General features: G+C 67.0%; 23 protein-coding genes and 2 tRNA genes. 18 read left to right on the plus strand and 7 right to left on the minus strand.

Annotated elements, in window-relative coordinates:
• Nucleotide 1: 1 nt before the first annotated feature.
• Complete coding sequence (locus N0B51_RS03620) at nucleotides 2-409, plus strand: DUF3052 family protein (RefSeq protein ID WP_259960862.1); 408 nt, start codon at nucleotides 2-4, stop codon at nucleotides 407-409.
• Nucleotides 367-1071 (plus strand): nitroreductase family protein, encoded by a 705-nt coding sequence (locus N0B51_RS03625; RefSeq protein ID WP_375545928.1) that lies wholly within the window; start codon nucleotides 367-369, stop codon nucleotides 1069-1071. Before N0B51_RS03620 ends, N0B51_RS03625 begins: the two co-directional genes overlap by 43 nt.
• 4 nt (nucleotides 1072-1075) lie before the next feature.
• On the opposite strand, the gene N0B51_RS03630 is transcribed toward N0B51_RS03625, so the two are convergent.
• On the minus strand, nucleotides 1076-1900 hold the full coding sequence (locus N0B51_RS03630) for a Coq4 family protein (RefSeq protein WP_259960864.1): 825 nt from the start codon (nucleotides 1898-1900) through the stop codon (nucleotides 1076-1078).
• Nucleotides 1901-1962: 62 nt separating this feature from the next.
• Nucleotides 1963-2847 carry a phosphoserine phosphatase SerB gene (serB, locus tag N0B51_RS03635; protein ID WP_259960865.1) on the minus strand — a complete coding sequence of 295 codons (885 nt, stop codon included), beginning with the start codon at nucleotides 2845-2847 and terminating at the stop codon, nucleotides 1963-1965.
• Between serB and miaA the strand changes: the two genes are divergently transcribed.
• The 6 genes from miaA to leuA all read left to right on the plus strand — a co-directional run bounded on the left by miaA (nucleotide 2840) and on the right by leuA (nucleotide 9533).
• Entirely contained in the window at nucleotides 2840-3811 is a 972-nt protein-coding gene (gene miaA / locus N0B51_RS03640; RefSeq protein ID WP_259960866.1) for a tRNA (adenosine(37)-N6)-dimethylallyltransferase MiaA, read from the plus strand. The two genes, serB and miaA, sit on opposite strands and share 8 nt — an antisense overlap.
• A gap of 119 nt (nucleotides 3812-3930) precedes the next feature.
• A complete protein-coding gene (ilvB, locus tag N0B51_RS03645) occupies nucleotides 3931-5679 on the plus strand; it encodes a biosynthetic-type acetolactate synthase large subunit (protein ID WP_259961458.1) in 1749 nt (582 codons plus the stop codon).
• Nucleotides 5680-5692: 13 nt separating this feature from the next.
• A complete protein-coding gene (ilvN, locus tag N0B51_RS03650) occupies nucleotides 5693-6208 on the plus strand; it encodes an acetolactate synthase small subunit (RefSeq protein ID WP_259960867.1) in 516 nt (171 codons plus the stop codon).
• A 90-nt stretch (nucleotides 6209-6298) separates the two neighbouring features.
• Complete coding sequence (ilvC, locus tag N0B51_RS03655) at nucleotides 6299-7318, plus strand: ketol-acid reductoisomerase (RefSeq protein ID WP_259960868.1); 1020 nt, start codon at nucleotides 6299-6301, stop codon at nucleotides 7316-7318.
• 52 nt (nucleotides 7319-7370) lie between these two features.
• Nucleotides 7371-7664, plus strand: coding sequence for an I78 family peptidase inhibitor (locus N0B51_RS03660; RefSeq protein WP_259960869.1), 294 nt, complete (start codon nucleotides 7371-7373; stop codon nucleotides 7662-7664).
• Between the two features lie 192 nt (nucleotides 7665-7856).
• A complete protein-coding gene (gene leuA, locus N0B51_RS03665; protein WP_259960870.1) occupies nucleotides 7857-9533 on the plus strand; it encodes a 2-isopropylmalate synthase in 1677 nt (558 codons plus the stop codon).
• A gap of 28 nt (nucleotides 9534-9561) precedes the next feature.
• Here the strand turns inward: leuA and N0B51_RS03670 are convergent, their stop codons facing one another.
• Together N0B51_RS03670 and N0B51_RS03675 are read right to left on the minus strand one after the other, a co-directional pair.
• Complete coding sequence (locus tag N0B51_RS03670) at nucleotides 9562-10362, minus strand: hypothetical protein (protein ID WP_259960871.1); 801 nt, start codon at nucleotides 10360-10362, stop codon at nucleotides 9562-9564.
• Nucleotides 10349-11173, minus strand: coding sequence for an aspartyl protease family protein (locus tag N0B51_RS03675; protein WP_259960872.1), 825 nt, complete (start codon nucleotides 11171-11173; stop codon nucleotides 10349-10351). Before N0B51_RS03675 ends, N0B51_RS03670 begins: the two co-directional genes overlap by 14 nt.
• Before the next feature lie 187 nt (nucleotides 11174-11360).
• On the opposite strand from N0B51_RS03675, the gene N0B51_RS03680 reads away from it, so the two are divergent.
• On the plus strand, nucleotides 11361-12404 hold the full coding sequence (locus N0B51_RS03680) for an amidohydrolase family protein (protein WP_259960873.1): 1044 nt from the start codon (nucleotides 11361-11363) through the stop codon (nucleotides 12402-12404).
• Nucleotides 12405-12463: 59 nt separating this feature from the next.
• A complete protein-coding gene (locus N0B51_RS03685) occupies nucleotides 12464-13438 on the plus strand; it encodes an NAD(P)H-dependent flavin oxidoreductase (protein WP_259960874.1) in 975 nt (324 codons plus the stop codon).
• Here the strand turns inward: N0B51_RS03685 and N0B51_RS03690 are convergent.
• From N0B51_RS03690 to N0B51_RS03700, 3 genes are all read right to left on the minus strand, one after another.
• Nucleotides 13399-13956 carry an AHH domain-containing protein gene (locus tag N0B51_RS03690; RefSeq protein ID WP_259960875.1) on the minus strand — a complete coding sequence of 186 codons (558 nt, stop codon included), beginning with the start codon at nucleotides 13954-13956 and terminating at the stop codon, nucleotides 13399-13401. The two genes, N0B51_RS03685 and N0B51_RS03690, sit on opposite strands and share 40 nt — an antisense overlap.
• Nucleotides 13953-14687 carry a hypothetical protein gene (locus tag N0B51_RS03695; protein WP_259960876.1) on the minus strand — a complete coding sequence of 245 codons (735 nt, stop codon included), beginning with the start codon at nucleotides 14685-14687 and terminating at the stop codon, nucleotides 13953-13955. The genes N0B51_RS03690 and N0B51_RS03695 overlap by 4 nt, the downstream gene beginning before the upstream one ends.
• 157 nt (nucleotides 14688-14844) lie before the next feature.
• The gene (locus N0B51_RS03700; RefSeq protein WP_259960877.1) at nucleotides 14845-15327 is read right to left on the minus strand and encodes a flavodoxin family protein; all 483 of its coding nucleotides are present in this window, start codon (nucleotides 15325-15327) and stop codon (nucleotides 14845-14847) included.
• Nucleotides 15328-15408: 81 nt separating this feature from the next.
• Here N0B51_RS03700 and recJ point away from each other — a divergent pair, with 81 nt between their 5' ends.
• The 8 genes from recJ (at nucleotide 15409) to phoU (ending at nucleotide 22917) form a co-directional block, all read left to right on the plus strand.
• Nucleotides 15409-17214 carry a single-stranded-DNA-specific exonuclease RecJ gene (gene recJ, locus N0B51_RS03705; RefSeq protein WP_259960879.1) on the plus strand — a complete coding sequence of 602 codons (1806 nt, stop codon included), beginning with the start codon at nucleotides 15409-15411 and terminating at the stop codon, nucleotides 17212-17214.
• A gap of 70 nt (nucleotides 17215-17284) precedes the next feature.
• Nucleotides 17285-17359 (plus strand) — tRNA-Glu (locus N0B51_RS03710).
• A 25-nt stretch (nucleotides 17360-17384) separates the two neighbouring features.
• Nucleotides 17385-17459 (plus strand) — tRNA-Glu (locus N0B51_RS03715).
• Between the two features lie 84 nt (nucleotides 17460-17543).
• Nucleotides 17544-18740 (plus strand): ATP-binding protein, encoded by a 1197-nt coding sequence (locus N0B51_RS03720; RefSeq protein ID WP_259960880.1) that lies wholly within the window; start codon nucleotides 17544-17546, stop codon nucleotides 18738-18740.
• 69 nt (nucleotides 18741-18809) lie between these two features.
• Complete coding sequence (gene pstC / locus N0B51_RS03725) at nucleotides 18810-20195, plus strand: phosphate ABC transporter permease subunit PstC (protein WP_259960881.1); 1386 nt, start codon at nucleotides 18810-18812, stop codon at nucleotides 20193-20195.
• The gene (gene pstA / locus N0B51_RS03730) at nucleotides 20188-21453 is read left to right on the plus strand and encodes a phosphate ABC transporter permease PstA (protein WP_259960882.1); all 1266 of its coding nucleotides are present in this window, start codon (nucleotides 20188-20190) and stop codon (nucleotides 21451-21453) included. Before pstC ends, pstA begins: the two co-directional genes overlap by 8 nt.
• A gap of 38 nt (nucleotides 21454-21491) precedes the next feature.
• Nucleotides 21492-22238 carry a phosphate ABC transporter ATP-binding protein PstB gene (pstB, locus tag N0B51_RS03735; RefSeq protein WP_259961459.1) on the plus strand — a complete coding sequence of 249 codons (747 nt, stop codon included), beginning with the start codon at nucleotides 21492-21494 and terminating at the stop codon, nucleotides 22236-22238.
• Between the two features lie 13 nt (nucleotides 22239-22251).
• Nucleotides 22252-22917: a phosphate signaling complex protein PhoU gene (phoU, locus tag N0B51_RS03740; RefSeq protein ID WP_259960883.1), complete on the plus strand. Its 666-nt coding sequence runs from the start codon at nucleotides 22252-22254 to the stop codon at nucleotides 22915-22917.
• Nucleotides 22918-22923: the final 6 nt, after the last annotated feature.

A 22923-nucleotide genomic window follows, 5' to 3' on the forward strand; every position in this document is an offset into this window, starting at 1 on the left:
GGTGGCGAGCGGCTACTCCGGCACACCGCTCGCGAAAAAGCTGAGCCTGCGCGACGGGCAGCGGGTGTGGTTCGACGGGATGCCCGATCACGTGGCGGACGAGATCGACGAATACGCGCTCGAACTGACGTTCGTCGGCGATCCCGCCGAAGGGATCGACGCGGCGCACGTGTTCGTCACCGAACGCGCGGACCTTGAAGCCAGGCTCTCCGCCCTGCGGACCCAGGTCGCGCCCGACGGACAGGTCTGGGTTAGCTGGCCGAAGAAGGCGTCGGGCGTCCCCACTGACGTGACCGAGGACACGATCCGTGAGGTGGCGCTGCCGCTGGGCTTCGTCGATACCAAGGTCTGCGCGATCGACGAGACATGGTCGGGCCTCAAGCTGGTGATCCGCAAGGAACTGCGGTGAGCGAGACGCCCTTCCCGCGATTGCCCGCGTTCTCCGACGACGAACGCGTGGCCCGTGCCCGCGCTGCCTTTGACCGACTTGCCAACCGTCGCACCTGCCGCGCGTTCACCGACGCGCCGGTCCCGCGCGAAGTCATCGAATACGCCATCCGCGCCGCCGGGACGGCGCCGTCGGGCGCGAATCACCAGCCGTGGCATTTCACCGCAATCTCCTCGCCCGCGATCAAGCGGGCGATCCGCGAGGCGGCCGAGGCGGAGGAACGCGAATTCTACGCCGGCCGTGCGAGCGACGAATGGCTCGAAGCGCTCGCCCCGCTGGGCACCGACCCCGACAAGCCGGTCCTCGAGACCGCGCCGTGGCTGATCGTCTGCTTCGCGCAGCGCAAGGGCGGGATCGCCGAGGACGGGGCGACCGGCAACTACTACGTCACCGAAAGCGTCGGGATCGCCTGCGGACTATTGCTGGCGACACTGCACGAGGCGGGACTTGCCACCCTCACCCACACGCCCAGCCCGATGGGCTTCCTGCGCGATATCTGCGGGCGGCCGGCTCACGAGAAGCCCTTGATGATCGTGGTCGCCGGCCATCCCGATCCGCGCGCGACGGTGACCGATCACGCGCTGCGCAAGAAGGACATCGCGGTTATCGCGAACTGGCTCTGAGCGGTTACTTCGCCTGCTTGCCGAGCAGGTCGTAGGGATCGATCCCCTCTTCCCGCCAGACCGCGTGGCACTTCGCATACCACTTCGCCGGGGTGATCCCGAGATTGTGCCGCGCCTCGGCAAGATCCATCGCGAGCAGTTCGCGGATCGACATGTTCACCAGCGGCGGGCACGCCCTGCCCAGCCGGTGCGCCTCGCGCACGGCCTTGAACACCGGCGCCTTCGATTTGACCTGCTTGGTAATATTGAACGCGCCCGCATAACCCAGAAGCAGATGCCCCGGAGCAGGCTGCTGGCCGTGGGTGAACAGGAGTACGCACTGTTCGCCGAGCGCGTCGCGGCCATAACCGGTCAGGACGTGCATCAGGTCGTGCGTGTCGCGTTGGCGAAACCCGAACCACTGCACCAGATCGTCATGGCGCGGCCGGCCCGCCTTCTCGGATTCGGCGACGAGGCCGGCCGCGGTCAGCCCCTCGCTCTCCATGAAGTCGCAATAGGCGTGCGCGACGCTTCCCGCGGGTAACTTGCGCAGGGCGTCGTGGTCGTCGAGAATGGGCGCCAGTTCCGGTTCCGCGGCGCGCAGCGCCTGCCCGTGCGGGCTCAGCGTCAATGCGCGCGCCCGCGGCAGGAAGTGTTTCGACGGCAGCGCCTCGTAGATCTCGAACACCAGCGCGGTGTTTTCCTTGTCCTTGATCAGCTCGCGGAACTTGCGCAGCGCCTTGCGCACGTCGCGCCGCGGCTGTGGGCGCGCGGGATCGCGGAAGACCGTGCCATCGGCCGCGCAGGCGAGATTCGGATCGGCATTCGGGATCGGCTGATGAGCGGTCATGCGGCGCCTCTACTGACAGGCTTGTCAATATAGCGTTTCGATCCGCAACTGGAAAGCACGTATTAGGCGGACACCCATTCGTCGCGCGGAATGCCCAGCAACGAAAGGATCGCGGTCAGGTCGCCGCGGTCGATCCATCCGTCCGCCGCCGCGCGCGCCTTTGGCTTGGCGCGATAGGCGATTCCCCAGGTAGCCGCTTCGATCATCGGGATGTCGTTCGCCCCGTCCCCCGTCGCGAGGCTCGATGCCTCGTCGCCAAGCGCGGAGCCCTCTTCAAGCAGCACACGCTTCTTGACCGAGCTGTCGACGATCGCGCCCGCAAGCGCACCGGTGAGCTTGCCGTTCGTGACCGCGAGGCGATTGCCGACGACCTGTTCGAACCCGATCTGCTCCGCCACCGGATCGGCGAAATGGTGAAACCCGCCGGTCACGAGCACCGTCCGGCATCCCTTGGCCTTGAGCGTCGCGACGAGCGTCCGCGCGCCCTCCACCGGACGGATGCGTTCGGCGAGGCAGGTTTCGATAGTGTCCTCGGCCATCCCGGCCAGCAGGCCGACGCGCTCGTTGAGCGCGCTTTCGAAGTCGAGTTCTCCCTGCATCGCGCGCTCGGTGATCGCGGCGACCTTGTCCTTCAGGCCCGCGAAATCGGCGAGCTCGTCGATGCATTCCTGCCCGATCATGGTGGAATCCATGTCGGAGACGAACAGCCTGGGGACCTCGATCTCGCGCGCCGACACGAGGACGTCGGCGGGCGCGAAGTGATCGTCGAGTACGCGGCGCAAGGTCGCGGGATCGCCATCGGGCAGCATGATCTGCAGGACGTCACCGCAGAAGTCGAGCATCACCGCCGCGGCCACGCGCATCCCCTCTCCCTCGAGAGCGGCGCTGGCGGCATCGAGCCGTGTTTCAAGGCCGAGCGGGTCTGCTATCAGCCGCGCGATGAGCACTGGGAAATCTCCGGAAGAAGTTGGCGTAAGTCCGGGTGGACGAGGACCGCTGGCGCTCATTGCAGGGCCGACCGCCAGCGGCAAGAGCGATCTCGCCGTGCGCCTGGCGCTCGCCCACGGCAACGCGGTGGTTATCAACGCCGACAGCGCGCAAGTCTATGCCGACCTCCAGGTGCTCAGCGCGCGGCCGACCGAAGCGGAGATGCGCGGGGTCCGGCACCGCCTGTTCGGCACCTGGGACGGTGCGCGCGCGTGCTCGGCCGCGGACTGGGCGGCAGCCGCGCGCGCAGAGGTTGCCGCGGCGCACCGGACCGGGGCGCTGCCCATCCTCGTGGGCGGGACCGGTCTGTACATTCGGACCCTGCTTGACGGCATCGCCCCGGTTCCGGCCATCGACCCGGCGATCCGGGAAGAGGTCCGCGCGCTGCCGGTCGCCGAGGCCCACGCCGCGCTGGCGCGGGAAGATCCCCAGCGGGCGGCAGTTCTTGCTCCGGCAGACACCACCCGCGTGGCTCGAGCGCTGGAGGTCGTGCGGTCGACAGGGCATACCCTTTCCCACTGGCAGGCGCGGCGCGCGGGTGGAATCGCGGATCGCGTAACGCTCGCTCCGGTGGTTCTGGAGGCTGATCGTGCCTGGCTGTCTCGACGCTGCGACCGCCGGTTCGAGATCATGGCGGAGAGTGGCGCGCGCGAGGAGGTCGCGGCGCTCATCGCGCGGGACCTCGACCCGTCCCTGCCGGTCATGCGCGCGATCGGCGTGCGCGAGATCGCCGCCTGGCTCGACGGGCGTGTCGACCGGGAAGCGGCGATTGCCGCGGGCCAGCTGGCCACGCGCCAGTACGCGAAGCGGCAAGCGACCTGGTTTCGCCACCAACTGCCGAAATCCTGGAAACGAGTACGTGCGGAAAATATCATCTTAGTCGAACAAATTGAAACTTTATTCGCCGATAATGCCTTGACATGACATTTTCCGTCTCGTAGGCCGGTCATCTCAAGAGGAGAGACCGACCCGGCGTGCAGTCCCCGCGCCGGGTCGCTTTTATCTGGGGCCGGGCGTATGCCGGCCCGCGAAACAAGGAATTCATCGTGGCCGAGCTCAGCGGCGCCCAGATCCTGATCGAATGCCTCGTGCGGCAGGAAGTCGAGTACGTCTTCGGCTATCCGGGCGGCGCGGTCCTGCCGATCTACGACGAGCTGTTCGCCGATGACCGCGTGCGGCACATCCTCGTCCGGCATGAGGCCGGCGCGGCCCACGCGGCCGAGGGGTATGCGCGCTCGACCGGCAAGCCCGGCGTCGTCCTGGTCACGAGCGGCCCCGGCGCGACCAACGCGGTCACCGGCATCGCCGACGCGTACATGGACTCGATACCGATGGTCGTCATCACCGGGCAGGTTGCCACGCCGCTGATCGGGACCGACGCGTTCCAGGAAGCCGACACGATCGGCATCACCCGCCACTGCACCAAGCACAATTACCTCGTGAAGGATCCCTCGCGGTTGCAGGCGACGATCGAGGAAGCGTTTCGCATCGCCACGACGGGCCGGCCCGGCCCGGTGCTGATCGACATCCCCAAGGACGTCCAGGTTGCGCTGGCAAGCATGGGAGCGCAGGACGATCGCGCCCTTCCCTCCGCCCGCTATAACCCGCCTTCGACCGGCGCGCTCGACGACGTGCTCGACGCGGTCGACCTGATCGCCGCCGCCGAGCGCCCGGTGTTCTATACCGGCGGCGGAGTGATCAATTCGGGTCCGCGCGCCAGCGCGTTGCTGCGCGAGTTGCAGGACCTGACCGGTGCGCCGGTTACCAGCACGCTGATGGGGCTCGGCGCATTTCCCGCGGATCATCCCGACTGGCTCGGGATGCTGGGAATGCACGGCACCTACGAAGCCAACATGGCGATGAACAAGTGCGACCTGATGGTGTGCATCGGCGCGCGCTTCGACGACCGGGTGACGGGGCGCCTCGACGCGTTCAGTCCGGGGTCGAAAAAGATCCACATCGACATCGACCGGGCATCGATCAACAAGGTGGTGCCCGTCGACCTCGCGATCCTGGGCGATTGCGCGGCCGTGCTCGATCAGCTCGTGACCGCGTGGGGCGACCGCAAGGCGCAGGACCTCGGCGAATGGAAGGCGCGGATCGCGGGCTGGCGCGCGCGGGAAAGCCTCGCCTATCCCGAGAGCCGCAGCGAGATCATGCCGCAGAAGGCGATCGAGCGGCTGTTCGCCCTCACCCGCGACCGTGACCCGATCATCACGACCGAGGTCGGCCAGCACCAGATGTGGGCAGCCCAGTACTTCGGGTTTTTCGGGCCGAACAAGTGGCTGACCAGCGGCGGCCTCGGCACGATGGGCTACGGCCTGCCCGCCGCCATCGGCGCGCAGCTCGGCAATCCCGGAAGCCTGGTGATCGATGTCGCCGGCGAGGCGAGCATCCAGATGAACATCCAGGAACTCGGCACCGCGAGCCAGTACCGGTTGCCGGTCAAGATCTTCATCCTCAACAACGAATACATGGGCATGGTCCGTCAGTGGCAGGAACTGACCTACGAGAGTCGCTACTCGAACAGCTATTCCGACAGCCTGCCCGATTTCGTGAAGCTGGCCGAAGCCTATGGCTGGAAGGGCATTCGGATCGAAGACGAGGCCGGTCTCGACGCGGGGATCGCGGCCATGCTCGCGCACGACGGGCCGGTGATCGTCGATTGCCGCGTGTCGAAGGACGCCAACTGCTTCCCGATGATCCCCAGCGGCGCGGCGCACACCGACATGCTGCTCTACGGCGACCGGGTCGCGGGCACGCTCGACGACGAAGCCAAGGCTCTGGTGTAGGGACGCACGCGTGATGCACATCAAGGAAGCGCAGTCCGAGCGGCACGTGCTCGCGATCACGGTCGACAACGAGGCGGGGATTCTCGCCAAGATCGCGGGCCTGTTCACCGCGCGCGGCTACAACATCGATAGCCTGACGGTGGCCGACATCAGCACCGACCACGAAGTGAGCCGGATAACCATCGTGACCAACGGGCCGCCGGCGGTGATCGACCAGATCCACGCCCAGCTCGAGCGGCTCGTGCCCGTGCACAAGGTGGTCGACCTGACCGAAGAAGGCCCGCACGTCGAGCGCGAGCTGGCGCTCGTCAAGGTAGCTGGCACCGGCGAGAAGCGGGTCGAGGCGCTGCGCCTTGCCGACATCTTCCGCGCCAAGCCGGTCGACACCACAACCGAGAGTTTCATCTTCGAGATCACCGGCGCGCCCGAGAAGATCGACAGCTTCGTCGGCCTGATGCGCGAACTGGGACTGGTCGAGGTCGGCCGCACCGGGATCGTCGGGATGATGCGCGGGGCCGAAGGGGCCTAAGGCCAGCTTCACCCGACCCAAACCATTCGCCCTTTCCGCCAGCGGCAGGGGCGCTATCGCCACCCAACTCGCCAAGGATGGGGAATACACGTGAAAGTCTACTACGACGCCGACGCGGACCTGAACCTGATCGCCGACAAGAAGATCGCGATCGTCGGATACGGCAGCCAGGGCCACGCCCACGCCCAGAACCTGCGCGACAGCGGGGTGAAGGACGTCGCCATCGCGCTGCGCGAGGGCTCGGCCACCGCCAGGAAGGCCGAGGGCGCCGGATTCAAGGTGCTGTCCAACGCCGAGGCGGCGAAGTGGGCCGACATCGTCATGATCCTCGCCCCCGACGAGCACCAGGCGGCGATCTGGGACAACGACCTCAAGGGTAACATGAAGCCCGGCAGCGCGCTCGCCTTCGCGCACGGGCTCAACATCCACTTCGGGCTGATCGAGGCCCCGGCCGACATCGACGTGATCATGATCGCGCCGAAGGGACCTGGCCATACGGTCCGCAGCGAGTACCAGAAGGGCGGCGGCGTGCCCTGCCTGATCGCGATCCACCAGGACGCGACCGGCAACGCGCACGACGTCGCGCTCGCCTACGCCTCGGGCGTCGGCGGCGGCCGGTCGGGCATCATCCAGACCGACTTCAAGGAAGAGTGCGAGACCGACCTGTTCGGCGAACAGTCGGTCCTGTGCGGCGGCATCACCCACCTGATACAGGCCGGGTTCGAGACGCTGGTCGAGGCCGGCTACGCGCCCGAGATGGCCTATTTCGAGTGCCTCCACGAAACCAAGCTGATCGTCGACCTGCTCTACGAGGGCGGGATCGCCAACATGCGCTACTCGATCAGCAACACCGCCGAGTACGGCGACATCAAGACCGGTCCGCGGATCATCACCGACGAAACGAAGGCCGAAATGAAGCGGGTGCTCGCCGACATCCAGTCGGGCCGCTTCGTGAAGGACTTCGTTCTCGACAACCGCGCCGGCCAGCCTGAATTGAAGGCGAGCCGCAAGGCCGCCGCCGCTCACCCGATCGAGCAGGTCGGAGCCAAGCTGCGCGCGATGATGCCGTGGATCGGCAAGAACAAGCTCGTCGACAAGGCCGTCAACTGAGCCGGGAAACCGGGCGGGACTTGCGAGTTGGTACCCTCAAACGGAGGAATCCATGCGTGCTGCCCGCCCCGCTCTCGCCCTGTGCATCGCCGCCACCATGACGCTGTCCGCGTGCGTCACCACCGCCGCCGACAATGGCGGATCGTGCCATGCCGAGCGCGTGAACCCGTGGATCGGGCACGTCGCGACGCCGGAGAACCGCGCCGACATCGCCAAGGCCACCGGCGCCGAGACGATCCGCTGGCTCTATCCCGACAGCGTGGTGACGATGGACTACAACCCTGCGCGCCTCAATGTGACGATGGACAAGGGCACCGACGTGATCCGCTCGGCCAAATGCGGCTGACCGGTTGCAACTGAAACATTTGCTCCTGTTGCCGACTTCGCGCATTGGGGCACCATGACGCGCGCCGCGAACCTGCTGCTTCGACTTACCCGCCCTTGGGCGTGACCGGCTGCGTGGCCTGACGGGCGCGCGCCGCGCCCCCAAGGGAAAAGGCCACACCGAAGCAGCAACCAGCGTCAGTCGAGTTTCCAAATGTCCATGCTCAGCAATCCCGGCGTCAAGTACAGCGCATTTCCGCAAGTTCCCCTGCCCGACCGGCAGTGGCCCACCCGCACGATTACCGCTCCGCCGCGCTGGCTCTCGACCGACCTGCGCGACGGCAACCAGGCGATCGTCGATCCGATGGACGCGGTGAAGAAGAACCGCTTCTTCGACCTGCTGGTCGAGATCGGGGTCAAGGAGATCGAGATCGGCTTTCCCAGCGCCGGGGCGACCGAGTTCGATTTCATCCAGGGTCTGGTCCGCGCGGGCCGGATCCCCGACGACGTCACCGTGCAGGTGCTGACGCAGAGCCGCGAGGACCTGATCCGCACCAGCTTCGCGAGCCTCGACGGCGCGCGCGCGGCGATCGTCCACCTCTACAACGCGGTCAGCCCGGCCTGGCGCGACATCGTCTTCCGCATGAGCCGGGACGAGGTCCGCCAGATCGCGGTCGCAGGCGCCAAGGTGATGCGCGACGAAGCGGCGAGGCGCCCAGGCACCGCGTGGCATTTCCAGTACAGCCCCGAGACGTTCTCCACTGCCGAACTCGATTTCAGCATCGAGGTCTGCGAAGCGGTGATGGAAGTGCTCGCCCCCACTCCCGAGCGGCCGATCATCCTCAACCTGCCAGCCACGGTCGAGGCGGCCACGCCGAACATCTACGCCGACCAGATCGAGTATTTCTGCCGCAACCTGCCGAACCGCGAGAGCGCGGTGATTTCCCTGCACACCCACAACGACCGCGGCACCGGCGTCGCGGCGGCCGAACTCGGCCTGATGGCAGGCGCCGACCGCGTGGAAGGCTGCCTGTTCGGCAACGGCGAGCGCACGGGCAACTGCTGCCTGGTGACAGTCGCTCTCAACATGTACACGCAAGGCATTGATCCAGGTCTCGATTTCTCGGACATCGACCGGATCATCGAGACCGTGGAGTACTGCAACCAGATCCCCGTCCACCAGCGCCACCCCTACGGCGGCGAACTGGTCTTCACCGCGTTCTCGGGCAGCCACCAGGACGCGATCAAGAAGGGGTTCGAGGCCAACGCGCGCCAGAACGATCAACGCTGGCGCGTGCCCTACCTGCCAATCGACCCGGCGGACCTCGGTCGCAGCTACGAAGCGGTGATCCGTGTCAATTCGCAGTCCGGCAAGGGCGGCTTCGCATGGGTACTCGAGCAGGACCAGGGCCTCAAGCTGCCCAAGGCGATGCAGGCGGACTTCTCGAAGGCGGTCCAGCGCATGGCCGACGAATTGGGCCGCGAACTCAATGCCGTCGATATCTGGTGCGCGTTCCGCGAGACCTACCACGTCCAGACTGTGGGCAAGCATTTTCAGCTTGTCGACTACGAGGAAAACCGTGCCGCGGACGGTACCCGTGTGTTCGCCGGTACGATCGAGGTCGCCGGGCAGGTGCAATCCGTCAGCGGCCGGGGCAACGGGCTGATCTCTTCCGTCGTGGCGACGCTGCGGGACGCGTTCGATCTCGATCTCGAGGTCTGCGATTATTCGGAGCACGCACTCTCCACCGGGTCGGATGCACGCGCGGCGGCCTATGTCCAGTGCGCCCTTCCATCGGGCGAGCGGATCTGGGGTTGCGGCATCGATGAAGACGTCGCCACCGCCAGCGTGCGGGCGATCCTCAGTGCGGCGAATACGGCGGTCGCCTGACGGGCGAACGGGATGGGATCGGACCGGCTCAGGGAACCGGCGAAAACCGGATCTTGCCCGCGAACCGCTCGGCGAGCGAATCGATCACTGCGGCCCGGTGATCGGCGCCGACCACGAGGGCGACCCGGCACGCTACCCGTGCCTCTTCGATGCACGACGCGACGATCGCTGCGGCGTTCGCGGCGATCCGGCGGTCGCGCTCGGCATAGAACGCGCTGAGCGGAGCGAACTGGGTGCCTTTCAGTGCCTTGGATAGGGCAGCGTAATATTCCCGTGTAGCCTCATCATACCGTCCGTCGTTGAGCGACGAGGACGTCGCCGCACCGAGGATTTCCATCTGCGCTGCCCTTGCCACATCGGCATCCGCCGCGACGACGGCCTTGTCCGCGTCGAGCTCGCGTTCGAGTCGCTTGATCACGCTCTGGTCGCGCCAGTAACCCTGCGGGATGGGTCTTCCGTCCAGATCGGTGCCGAGCCAGTCGATGCCGACGGTGATGTTCGGGTATTGCCGGGCCAGCGTGCGCATTTCGAGCGGGTAGTTGGCGGCAAGATAGCCTGCCTCCCGACCGAGGTCTTCGTCCCGCATCTCGATCCCGATCGCATGGGGCGCAAACGCGCGCACGATCGCGTAGAGATCTTCATAGGAATAGCGGGGATTTGCCCTGTGCCCCGAATGGAGGGTGGCGACGACCATGACCTCGGCCTGCGGGGCGGTGCCTTGGAGGGGCCTGAATTGTGTAGTCGCGCACCCGACGAGCAAGCCCAGAACGCCGAGCGCGACTGTCACGAGGGCAAGGAGCCGCGGCACGGCCATCTCACCGGCGCGCATCGAGCCAGACCCGCTTGGCGGGAAAGTCCGTCACGATCATGAAATTGCGCAGCAGGCCCACTCCGACGTTGGCCGGCACCTGAAGGTCGGGCGAAACATGGGCACGGACGTCGTGGAAGGATCTCCCGGCGATGGTGATTTCCGGAACGAAGACCACCGGTCGCAGGATCGCGCCGCCAATCCCTCCGGCGGGCTCCAGCCCAACTGGCACAAGGCCAAGATCCTTCGCCAGTCCGGTCGAGATCAACAGCCCCGACCCGTTGCCAAGGTCGAAGTCCGCTGCGCGTTCGCCTGCCGTGCCAAAGCGGACGGCGATCGTCTCGATCCCATGCGCGGGGGCGAGTTCCAGCATGGTGCCGGCAGGTGCCTCGGCCTCGTCCAGCCAGTCGATCCGCGCCGCCTCAAGATCCACGGCAAGGCGACCCTGATCGAAGATTTCCCGCCCGAGGACCATGGGCAGAGGGGCGTTGAGCAGCCGCGATCCGACGTCCGACAGGTCGATGACAGCAGCGACCGGAACCAAAATGTCGCGCCCCAGGGCGGTCACGGTCACGTTCTCGACGAGCTCGGCCCGGATCGGTCCGGCGCCGGTACCGCGCGCATCGACTTCGACCCCGCCGACGAGACCCAGTCTGCTTGCGGCCGTCTTGTCGAAGACGGTTACCTCGGCTCCAGTATCGAGCAGTGCCAGGAGGCGCTCCCCGTTGACCTTGACCGGCACGAAGACGCGATCGCCGCGTATCTCAAGCCTCTCGGCGTGCGCGGGGACTGCGCTGAGGGCCAGCAGCCCTGCAAGGAACATGCGTATCATTCGGCTCCCACTAAAGGTGTGTTATGGCAGCGACACGGCGTGTCGACAAACCGCCGCTTCGGCCAGACGAACGCGCGGGTGACGGCCAGACTGGGTCATCTTGCGCCACGCGTAACACTTTCTCGCTGCTGGACAGTGTGACAAGTGTGCCATGGTGGGGGCCAAGGAGCTTGTGGGAGAGCGAAGCGTGACCGAATCGATCATCGAACCCGACCTGCCGATTATCGATCCGCATCATCACCTGTGGGATCTGCGGCCACTGTTTGGGGCAATGCAGGGGCCGCTGCATCCCTTTTCAGCCGCGCTGTCGGATGCCGCCTATTACGCGTTCGATGATCTCTATTCCGACACGCATAGCGGTCACAACGTCATCGCGACCGTGTTTCTCGAATGCCACGCTTTTTATGACGCGGCCCGCGGCCAGCACCTGCAATCGGTAGGCGAGGTCGAGTTCGTCAACGGGGTCGCGGCGCAGGGGGCCAGCGGGCTCTATGGCGCATATCGTCCCTGCGCGGCGATCGTTGGGCACGCGGACCTCACGCTGGGCGCAGGTGCGGGCGTGGTGCTGGACGCGCTCTCGGCTGCTTCTCCCCGCTTTGTCGGCATCCGGCACTCCGCCGCTTGGGACGCCGATCCCGAAGTGCTCGGCCCCGTCGGTCGAGCTCCCGAAGGACTGTATCGAGACGCCGCGTTCCGCGAAGGATTTGCCGAACTCGGCAAGCGCGGTCTAACGTTCGACGCTTGGTTACTTGAACCCCAACTAGGCGATCTGCTCGACCTCGCGCGCGCGTTTCCCGACCAACCAATCGTGATGGACCATTGCGGAACGCCGCTCGGTATCGGCACCTATCGCGGCAAGCTACATGAAAACTTCGATCGCTGGCGCGCCAGCGTGCGCGCGATCGCGGAATGCGAAAACGTGACCGTCAAGCTCGGCGGGCTCGCGATGGCATTCTGCCAGTTGCCCGACAAGGGGCCGATGGCGGGGACAGGCTCGGAAGACCTTGCGGCCATGTGGCGTCCCTACATCGAGACCTGCATCGAAGCCTTCGGGCCGGATCGCGCGATGTTCGAAAGCAACTATCCGGTGGATCGCTGGGGCGCGAGCTACGCGGAACTGTGGAACGCGTTCAAGCGGCTCACCACGGGCGCTTCGAGTGACGAGAAGCGGGCGCTGTTCGCCGGCACCGCCGCGCGGGTCTATGGCCTCGAACACCTGCTGCCGGTGTGACTCTCGACAGGCGCGATCGCTCCGGTTAGGCCGGTTGCAAAGCAAAACCGGAGTAGCCGATGCCGACCACCCTGCCCGCACCGTTCGATCGCCTGCGCCTCCCCGTGATCGGCTCGCCGCTGTTCATCATCTCGGGGCCCGAACTCGTCATCGCGCAATGCAAGGCCGGGATCGTCGGCGCGTTCCCCGCGCTCAATGCGCGCCCGTCGGGCAAGCTCGACGAATGGCTCCACCAGATCACCGAGGAACTTGCCGCGCACAACCGCGTCCACCCGGACCGGCCGGCAGCTCCGTTCGCGGTCAACCAGATCGTCCACAAGTCGAACAACCGGCTCGATGATGACATGGCGGTCTGCGCCAAGTGGGCTGTGCCGATGGTGATCACCTCCCTGGGGGCGCGCGAGGACGTGTTCGCCGCCGTGAGGGAATGGGGTGGAATCACGCTGCATGACGTGATCAACGACCGTTTCGCGCGCAAGGCGATCGAGAAGGGCGCGACGGGCCTTATTCCGGTCGCAGCCGGTGCCGGCGGGCACGCGGGCACGCTTTCTCCCTTCGCCATGATGCAGGAAATCCGCGCGTGGTTCGACGGCCCCGTCGCGCTGTCGGGCGCGATCGCGCATGGCCGGTCGGTCCTCGCCGCGCAGGCAATGGGGGCGGACTTCGCCTATATCGGCTCGCCCTGGATTGCCACGAAGGAAGCGAACGCCGACCAACGCTACAAGGACGCCATCGTCGCCGCGCGGGCGGACGGAATCGTCTATTCGAACCTCTTCACCGGGGTTCATGGGAATTACCTCCGCTCGTCGATCGAGGCCGCGGGAATGGATCCCGACAACCTACCCGAAAGTGATCCCACGAAGATGAACTTCGGCAGTGGCGGCAACACCGAGGCCAAGGCGTGGAAGGACATCTGGGGCTCGGGCCAGGGCGTCGGGATGGTGGAGGCGGTGGAAACCGTCGCCGAGCGGGTCGACGCACTCGCCGCCCAGTATCAGGCGGCCAAGGAGGAACTTTCCGCCAAGGCGCTCTGAGTGGCACCCCACAGCTGATCGACCATCGCATCGAGCCTGGTGAAGTCGAAACCCGTGCCCACGGGGTCGTGGCGATTGAGCCGCAACGGGGTGCGCGCGGGATCGAGCAACCGGCGTCGAAGGGCGCGTTGAAGCAGGGCGAGGCGGAACAGGGCGTCCTCTCCCGCCGAGACGGGCGCACGCGGCCGCGCAGCTACCCACTGCGCCTCGATCATGCCGACGCGTTCGATCACCATGGCGTTGTAGGCCCGGTGCGGTCCGCGGTGGAGCGGTAGGCCGAGCCGGCTCGCCGCGTCGGTTCGTGCGGGCAGCAAAACGCCATTGCGGCGAAAGTCATCGAACCCGAGCCGGCGCGGGTCGAGCGCGCCCAGCAGGCGCCCGAAGCAGCGGTTGCCCAGAAGCTGGCGCGGAAGCAGGTGATGGCGCTGGAGTGCCGGATCGTAATCCGCCGCGCCGGGCCGGTTGACTGCCCGGAACGGCAGCCGCTCGCGCTGGGCGTACTCGACCGCTGCGGTCACGCGCGACGGACCCGGATGGTCTTGCCGTCCCGTGTCGGCTCGAGTGCAAGGCGGCCGCCGTCGGGCGCGATGATATGGTCCTGCGAAGTCAGTCGCCCTTGCGAGACGAGCTGGTTCACCAGCCGCACGCCGAGCCGCGCCGCGTTCGCTCGGTCCTTGGCGATGTCATTTGAGAACCGCAGTTCCTGTCCGGTGAACCAGGACAGCCCTTCGCTGACCATCCCGCCCTGGGAATCGGTGGCAAAGGCGGTGAACCCCAGCGAAGGAAACGCGCCTCCCTCGAGCCAGGCCGAAACGCTCGAGGCGAAGAAATCGGCCCCGACCAGCGTGCGTGCGGGTTTCCATCCATACGCAACCAGCCCGGGAAGCAAGCCGGCCAGCGAGGCCGCGATTCCGGCCTGGGTCCGCACGACCGGGATCGAGTGCGCGCCAGCCGCAAGATGCGGGCCGGGCACAAGCACGGCCGCTTCGAGATCGTCACTGGAACCGGAGAAGCCGAAGCGGTGACGGATGGGCGGAATCGCGACGGACGGACCCGGGGCCAGCCCGGTAAGGTCGTAGGTCATCCCGTCGCGCAGCAATTCGAACCCGGTGAACACCGGGGAATGGCTGCCCGCTGTATCCGGATGATCCGATTGCGCGAACCGGTGGGTCACCGTCAGCCTGCCAGCGGCTTCGATAGCCGCGGCCAGGCGATCGGCATCGGGCCGTTGCCCTTTCGCGAAGAGCAACAGCAATGCCCCTTCTGCGGCCTGCCCCCCGGATCGACCGTTTGTCGTGATGAAACGACCTTCCGCCTTCAAAACTCAGAGGTTTCGTGCCGCAAAACGCGCGCTCCGTCGAGTCCTCGAAAGTTAGTCCCAACCGGAATGGATCATTCGCTTCCGGTCAGAACATTCCGGCGACAAGTCCTTCCGCCAGTGCCTCACCGATGTCGCGGCATCGCTGCAACGCGCTTCCGGGCACGCTCTTGGGGGCAAGGATGGCCTCCGGGGTCTGGGCGGAAAGGTTGACGATCACCGGTTCGGCGACGCGGCGCAGGCGCCATCCGGTCGCGATCCTGTCGATCTGTCGCTGGGCGCCCTCGCCGTCCGAACCCGCGGCGATCAGCGTGGCATAGGCGCGACCCTCGATCCGGCCGAGCACCGGGTAGTAGGAGCGATCGAACATTTCCTTCATCAGCCCGCTCATCGTCGCCAGGTTTTCCGGGCACACGAACAGGTACCCTTGCGCGCCGAGCAGGTCGCCGGGCTCCACGACATCGCATCGCAGCAGCCGGGCGCGTCCCGCCGCGCCTTCGTGCGCTGCGCGCGCCATCGCCTCGGAGGCCCCGGTACGGCTGTGCCAGGCGATGAGCAGCGGGGTGTCCATCCTCAAAACATCGGTCGATGCTGTCGATTGTCAATCGCCTCCGGGTATCGCGACCGCACGCGGCGCGGTAGACCGCTTGCGATGGCATCGCACTCGCTCAGCCCGGTCTTCGGCGTCGCCCGCTCGCTTTCCGGCAAGGCCTGGAGATGGCGGGGCGGCAACATGGACGTCGGAGAGCTCGGCGACGAGATCGGTCCCGGCGCGCCGGGCGCGCTCGACGACGTCGTCACCCAGCTACTGCTGTCCCGGGGCGTGCCGCGCGAGGATCTTGCGCGGCACCGGTCGCCGACCTTGCGCGCTTTCCTTCCCGACCCGTCGCACTTTCGCGACATGGACATCGCCGCGGAGCGCCTCGCACAGGCAGTGATGACGGGCGAGACGGTGACGGTTTACGGCGACTACGATGTCGACGGAGCGACCAGCGCCGCGCTGCTCATCCGGCTCCTTCGCGCGCTCGGGCGCGAAGCGAGGTACTACATCCCCGACCGGCTGCTCGAGGGATACGGCCCCAGCGGCGAGGCGCTCGTCCGCCTCGGCGAGGAAGGATCGAGCCTGATCGTCACCGTCGATTGCGGGGCAATGGCGCATGACGCGCTGGCGCAGGCGCACGCGGCGGGGATCGACGTGATCGTGGTCGATCATCACAAGTGCGCGGCAGAGAACCCCGTCGCGGTCGCGCTGGTCAATCCCAACCGGCTCGACGAAAGCGCGCAAGGCGCCGAGCACGGCCACCTTGCCGCGGTCGGGGTCGCCTTTCTCCTCGCGGTCGCGCTCGTTCGCACCCTGCGCGGCCTCGGCTACTTCGCCGGCGGTCGCCCGGAGCCCGATCTGATGGCCCTGCTCGACCTCGTCGCACTAGGCACGGTGGCCGATGTGGCCCAGGTGCGCGGGCTGAACCGCGCGTTCGTGGCGCAGGGCCTCAAGGTGATGGGGCGGCGCGCCAACATCGGGATGTCCGCGCTGATCGACGCCAGCCGCCTGAAACGCAGCCCGCAGTGCAGCGACCTCGGCTTTGCGCTCGGCCCGCGAATCAACGCCGGCGGCCGGGTCGGCGAATCGACGCTGGGCGTGCGGCTGCTGACGACCGAGGACCCCGCCGAGGCGGCCGAGATTGCCGCGCAGCTTTCCGCGCTCAACGAGGAGCGCCGGGCGATCGAAGCCGAGGTCCAGGCCGCTGCCGAAGCGATGCTCGACGGCCAGCACAACCGCGCGGTCCACGTGGTGGCGGGCCGCGGGTGGCATCCGGGCGTGATCGGGATCGTCGCAGGCCGAATCAAGGAGAAGACCGGCAAGCCCGCCCTCGTCGTCGCCCTCGACGAGGAGATCGGCAAGGGTTCGGCCCGATCGATCATCGGCGTCGACCTTGGCGCCGCGATCATTGCCGCCCGCGAAGAAGGGCTACTGGTCGCGGGCGGGGGCCACGCGATGGCCGCGGGACTGACGGTCGAGTCGGCAAAGATCGGAGCGTTGGCCGACTGGCTCGATTCGCGCCTCGGTGCCGCCGTCGCGCGCGCGAAGGAGAGCGAATCGATGGCGCTCGACCTCGTGCTCGCGCCCGGCGGACTCACCCCCGCGCTGGTCGATGCGCTCGAGGCGGCCGGCCCCTTCGGCATGGGATGGCCGGGTCCTCGCGTCGCAGTCGGCCCGGTCCGGCTCGTCAAGGTCGACGTGGTGGGGGTCGATCACGTTCGCGCCATCGCCACCGGCCTCGACGGGCGGAGTTTCAAGACGATCGCGTTCCGCGCCGCCGAGACACCGTTGGGACAGGCGCTGCTCCACGGCTCGCGCGGGCGCACTCTCTGGCTGGCGGGCCGCGCGAAGATCGACGACTGGGGCGACCGCCCGCAGGCGGAGCTCCAGATCGAGGATGCCGCGTGGGCCGATTGACGGCGCATCGCGAGGCCGGGGTTGACCGCCCGCCCCCTCGCCCGTAATGGCCCGCCACGCTTTCCGGAGCGGCCCCTTCGTCTAGCGGTCAGGACGCGGCCCTTTCACGGCTGAAACACGGGTTCGATTCCCGTAGGGGTCACCACCGGTGACGCGCCATTCGCAAGGATGGCCCCTTCGTCTAGCGGTCAGGACGCGGCCCTCTCACGGCTGAAACACGGGTTCGATTCCCGTAGGGGTCACCAGCGAGATCTTTCACCCATGCCAAGACACGAGACGGTCCCGTCCGGGCTGGCGCTCGGCTCTCGGCAACGCTAGGGCCGCGCCCGATGGATGAACGCCGTCCCCTGCCCTGGCTCGGCCTCGCGCTGGCGGTAATCGGCGCTGGCGGGATGTTGGTTCTCGGGGAGCAACCGCTCGTCGCGCTGGCGGTGCTGGTGCTGTGGGGCTGTTCGCTGTGGCTGGCGATCGCCGAACCGCCGCCGATCGCGCCCCAGAAGTCCAACGGCGCGTTCAGCCGGGACACCATGGGCGAACTGATCGAGCACTCGGGGACTCCCCTGATGCTGGTCGAGAAGGGGCGGGTCGCGATCGCCAACCAGGCGGCGCGCGAAGTCCTGGGGGCGCACATCGTCGGGCAGGACGTCCGCGTGGCGTTGCGCCACCCAGAGGCGATCGCGCTGGCCGATCGCGCGCGTGCGGGCACGGCGCTGGTCAAGGGCCTCGCCCGGCGGCACGACATCTGGCGGATCAGCCTCCAGCCGCTCGACGAGGGCGTCGCGGTGATCGAGATGATCAACCGCACCGCCGAGGCCGACATCAGTCGCTCGCACACCGACTTCGTTGCCAACGCGAGCCACGAATTGCGCACGCCACTGGCGTCCATCATCGGATATGCCGAGACCCTTGCAGAGGAGAGCGGTGACGGCGACCCGGCGATGCGCGAAAAGTTCCTCGGCACGATCCTGCGCGAATCACGGCGACTGAAGGGGCTGGTCGACGATCTCATGTCGCTTTCGCGGATCGAGGCGGAAAAGCACGAGCAGCCGTCCGATCTCATCGACCTCAAGCCGCTCGTCGAAAGCTCGGCGCGCGATGCCGCAGGCGCTGAAAGGGTTCAGCGAATCGCATTCGACCTCGCGGCGGACCTCTGCGTACGGGGGGATCAGCAGCAACTCGAGCAGCTCGTCCGCAACCTCGTCGACAATGCGCTGAAGTACGGAGCTGCCGAGGCGCCGGTCACCGTTTCGCTGGACGCGGCGCAAGGGGGGCAGGCGCGCATCGCCGTGACCGACCGCGGCGAAGGCATCGCGCCCGAACACCTGCCGCACCTGACACGGCGCTTCTACCGCACCGATCCGGGGCGCAGCCGCGCATCGGGGGGAACCGGGCTGGGTCTTGCCATCGTCAAGCATATCGTCGAACGGCATCGTGGCCGGCTCGACATCGACAGCGAGGTCGGTAAAGGGACCAGCGTCGTGGTGCGTATTCCGTTGAGCACGAAGGCCGCGCAGGACTTGTCATGAACCTGTCATGCAAACTACGCATCGGCCCTGCACGCTGACCGTCAACCTGCGGAACACCTCCTTTCTCCCATGTCGCTTTCGCTCCTTCTTCTCCTCGCAATAGGCCTCGCACTGGCTGGCTGGCTGGCCGGCCGTGCGCGCGCGTGGGGTTTCCGCGCGGCCGCGGGTGGTACCAGGCTCGCAGCATTGCCCAGCTATCACGGGTGGTACGTCGCCCTGTGGATCGCGATCCCGCTCCTTGCGTTCATAGCGCTCTGGACCACGCTGGCACCTGACCTCGTACAGCAGTCAGTCCTCTCCGATCCGGCGGCCAGCGGCCTGCCCGCCTTCGATTTCCAGCGTAACGCGATCCTCGCGCAGGCCCGCGCAGTGGCGACCGGGGCTGCGGCGACGACCACCCATCCCGACGCCGCGGCCCTGGTCGAACCCTATCGCGCCGCGATTGCCCGTTACCGGCTCATCGGAATCCTTGCGACCCTCGGCATCGCCGTGGCGGCGGGTGCATTCGCCTTCCTGCGCCTTCGGCCGCAGTTCACCGCGCGCACGCGGGTCGAACGCACCGTGCTTGCGGTCCTGTTGCTCGCCTCGCTTGTCGCGGTCCTCACTACCCTCGGCATCCTCGTCAGCCTGATCTTCGAGACTATCCGGTTCTTCGGGATGATCTCGCCGATCGATTTCCTTTTCGGCACGATGTGGTCGCCCGACCCGATGGTTTCGGCGCAGTCGGCCGATGCCACCCGCTACGGCGCGATACCGCTGTTCTGGGGCACGATCTTCATCGGCGCGATCATCGCGATGATCGTCGCGATCCCGCTCGGGCTGATGAGCGCCATCTACCTTACCCAGTATGCGAAGCCGTCGTATCGCAAGTGGCTCAAGCCCGCGCTCGAGATCCTCGCCGGCGTGCCGACCGTGGTTTACGGCTACTTCGCCGCGCTGACCGTCGCGCCGGCGATCCGCGACGCTGCGCAGGCCGTGGGGATCGCCGGGGCGAGTTCGGAAAGCGCGCTCGCCGCCGGGCTCGTCATGGGCGTGATGATCATCCCCTTCGTCTCGTCGATGGCCGACGACAGCATCGCCGCGGTGCCGCAGGCGATGCGCGACGGCAGCCTGGCGATGGGGGCGACCAAGTCCGAAACGATCCGCCGCGTCCTCATTCCCGCCGCCCTGCCAGGGATCGTCGCCGGAATCATGCTCGCCGTCAGCCGCGCGATCGGGGAAACCATGATCGTCGTCATGGCCGCCTCCACTGCGGCGAACCTCAGCGCGAACCCGCTCGAGGCAATGACGACGGTGACGGTCCAGATCGTCGCCATGCTGACCGGTGAAGGCAGTTTCGACCATCCGGCGACCCTCAGCGCGTTCGCGCTCGGCTTCGTCCTCTTCCTCGTTACGCTGGCGCTGAACTTTATCGCGCTGCGCGTCGTCAAGCGATTCCGAGAAGCGTATGAGTGAGCAGCCCGAAACGCCCTTTCGGGCCCCAACCCGGACGCCTGCGTTCGAGGCGCGCTTGCGCAAGCGCTATGCATCCGAACGCCGGTTCAAGGCCCTGGGTCTTGCCGCGATCCTCGTCTCGGTCGCCGTGCTGCTGTTCCTGCTGACGACGATGCTGATCAACGGGCTTGGCGGGTTCCAGCGCGCCGAGGTCCAGGTGCCGGTCGATTTCACGCAGGCCGGCCTTTCGCTCGACCCCTCGCTTTCCGATCCGATCGAGATCCAGCAGAGCCTGCAGGGGCAGGGACTGCCGCAGGTGATCGAGTTCTTCGCGGCTAGGACCCTGGGCGAAGATGGCGCGCGCGAGGTTTCCCCGGACGCCTGGCGCGAAGTTGCCGCCGCCATCGCGGAAGATCCCGCGATGCTGCGCCGGTCCGAGACGCTGTCGCTGCCCGCCAGCTCGGACCTCGCGGCGGGACTCGCCGGTGAAGGCGGGCCCGATGCCCGGGCGCTCGCCGCGCGGCTCGCCCGCGAAGGCAAGCTCGATACCGCGCTCGATCTCGGCTTCCTTGCCCGGTCCGACGCCACCGATCCGCAGGCCGTCGGCATCTGGGGCGCACTGAAGGGATCGATGCTGACGATGTTCGTCACGCTCGTCCTCGCATTCCCGATCGGTGTGCTGGCAGCGCTGTACCTCGAGGAATACGCGCCCAAGAACCGCTGGACCGACCTTATCGAGGTGTCGATCAACAACCTCGCCGCGGTCCCCTCGATCATCTTCGGCCTTCTGGGGCTGGCGGTATTCCTTTGGATCTTTCCCAACATGCGGTCGGCGCCGCTGATCGGCGGCATGACGCTGGCGCTGATGACGATGCCGGTGATCGTCATCGCGGGCCGCAACGCGATCAAGGCGGTGCCCCCGTCGATTCGCGACGGCGCGCTGGCGATCGGCGCTTCGCCGGTGCAGGTCGTCTTTCACCACGTCCTGCCGCTGGCCCTTCCCGGCATCCTGACCGGCACGATCATCGGCATGGCCCGCGCGCTGGGCGAAACGGCGCCGCTGCTGATGATCGGGATGCGCGCGTTCGTCGCGACGCCGCCGTCGGGCTTCACCTCGCCAGCGACGGTGCTGCCGGTGCAAATCTTCCTGTGGTCGGACGAGATCGACCGCGGGTTCGTGGAGCGCACCAGCGCGGCGATTATCGTGCTATTGCTGTTCCTGCTCGTGATGAACGGGCTTGCCATCTACCTGCGCAACAAGTTCGAGAAGACCTGGTGACATTCGTCCATCCCAACCTGGAAGAAACCGACGCCAAGATGCGCGCGCGCGACGTATCTGTGTATTACGGCGCGAAGAAAGCGATCGACGAGGTTTCGATCGACATCCCGTCGAAATACGTCACCGCGTTCATCGGCCCTTCGGGCTGCGGCAAGTCGACGTTCCTGCGCGCGCTCAACCGCATGAACGACACGATCCCGTCGGCGCGCGTCGAAGGTTGCATCGAGCTCGACGGGGAAGACATCTACAAGTCGGGCATGGACGTCGTGCAACTGCGCGCACGCGTCGGCATGGTTTTCCAGAAGCCGAACCCGTTCCCCAAGTCGATCTACGAAAACATCGCCTACGGCCCGCGCATCCACGGGCTGGCCGAAGGCAAGGCCGAGCTTGACGGGATCGTCGAACGCTCGCTGAAGCGCGCCGGCCTGTGGAACGAGGTCAAGGATCGCCTCAGCGACAGCGGCACGGCGCTTTCGGGCGGCCAGCAGCAACGGCTGTGCATCGCGCGCGCCGTCGCGGTCGATCCCGAGGTGATCCTCATGGACGAGCCGTGCTCGGCCCTCGACCCGATCGCGACCGCCAAGATCGAGGAACTGATCGACGAGCTGCGCGGCAACTACGCGATCGTGATCGTCACCCACTCGATGCAACAGGCCGCGCGGGTCAGCCAGCGCACGGCGTTCTTTCACCTTGGCAACATGGTGGAGTATGGTCGCACGTCCGACATCTTCACCAATCCGCTCGAAGAGCGGACCAAGGACTACATCACGGGCCGCTACGGCTAGGACACGGAACAGCATGGAACATACGGTCAAGGCCTTCGACGAGGACATCACCAAGCTGCGCGGCCTCATCGCGCAGATGGGCGGCATGGCCGAAGTCGCGGTGCAGAACGCGATGGACGCGCTGGTCAAGGGCGACGACGCGCTCGCGGAAAAGATCATCGCCGATGACAAGAAGCTCGACGCGCTCGAGAGCGAGGTCGACAAGCTGGCGGTGCGCATCATCGCCCTGCGCGCACCGATGGCGGACGACCTGCGCGAAGTCATCGCCGCCCTGAAGATCGCCGGCGTGGTCGAACGGATCGGCGACTATTCCAAGGCGATCGCCAAGGCCGGGCGCCAGATCGAGGACCGCAAGAAGTTCGGCCCCCTCACGCTCGTGCCCGCAATGGGCGAGATCGCCGCCGAGATGGTTCACGATGCGATGACCGCCTATGCCGCGCGCGACGCGGTGCTGGCGCGCGAGGTGATCGTTACCGACGAGAAAGTCGACAACTTCTACGAATCGATCTTCCGCAACCTCGTCAGCCACATGGTCGAGAACCCTTCGACGATCAGCTCGGCAGCACAGATGCTGTTCGTCGCGCGGAATCTCGAACGGATCGGCGATCACGCGACCAACGTCGCCGAGATGGTTCATTTCGCCGCCACCGGGGCCTACCCGGTCGACGCCGACTTCTGATGCGGT

The organism is Tsuneonella litorea, assembly GCF_025154015.1.
Lineage (GTDB): Bacteria > Pseudomonadota > Alphaproteobacteria > Sphingomonadales > Sphingomonadaceae > Tsuneonella > Tsuneonella litorea.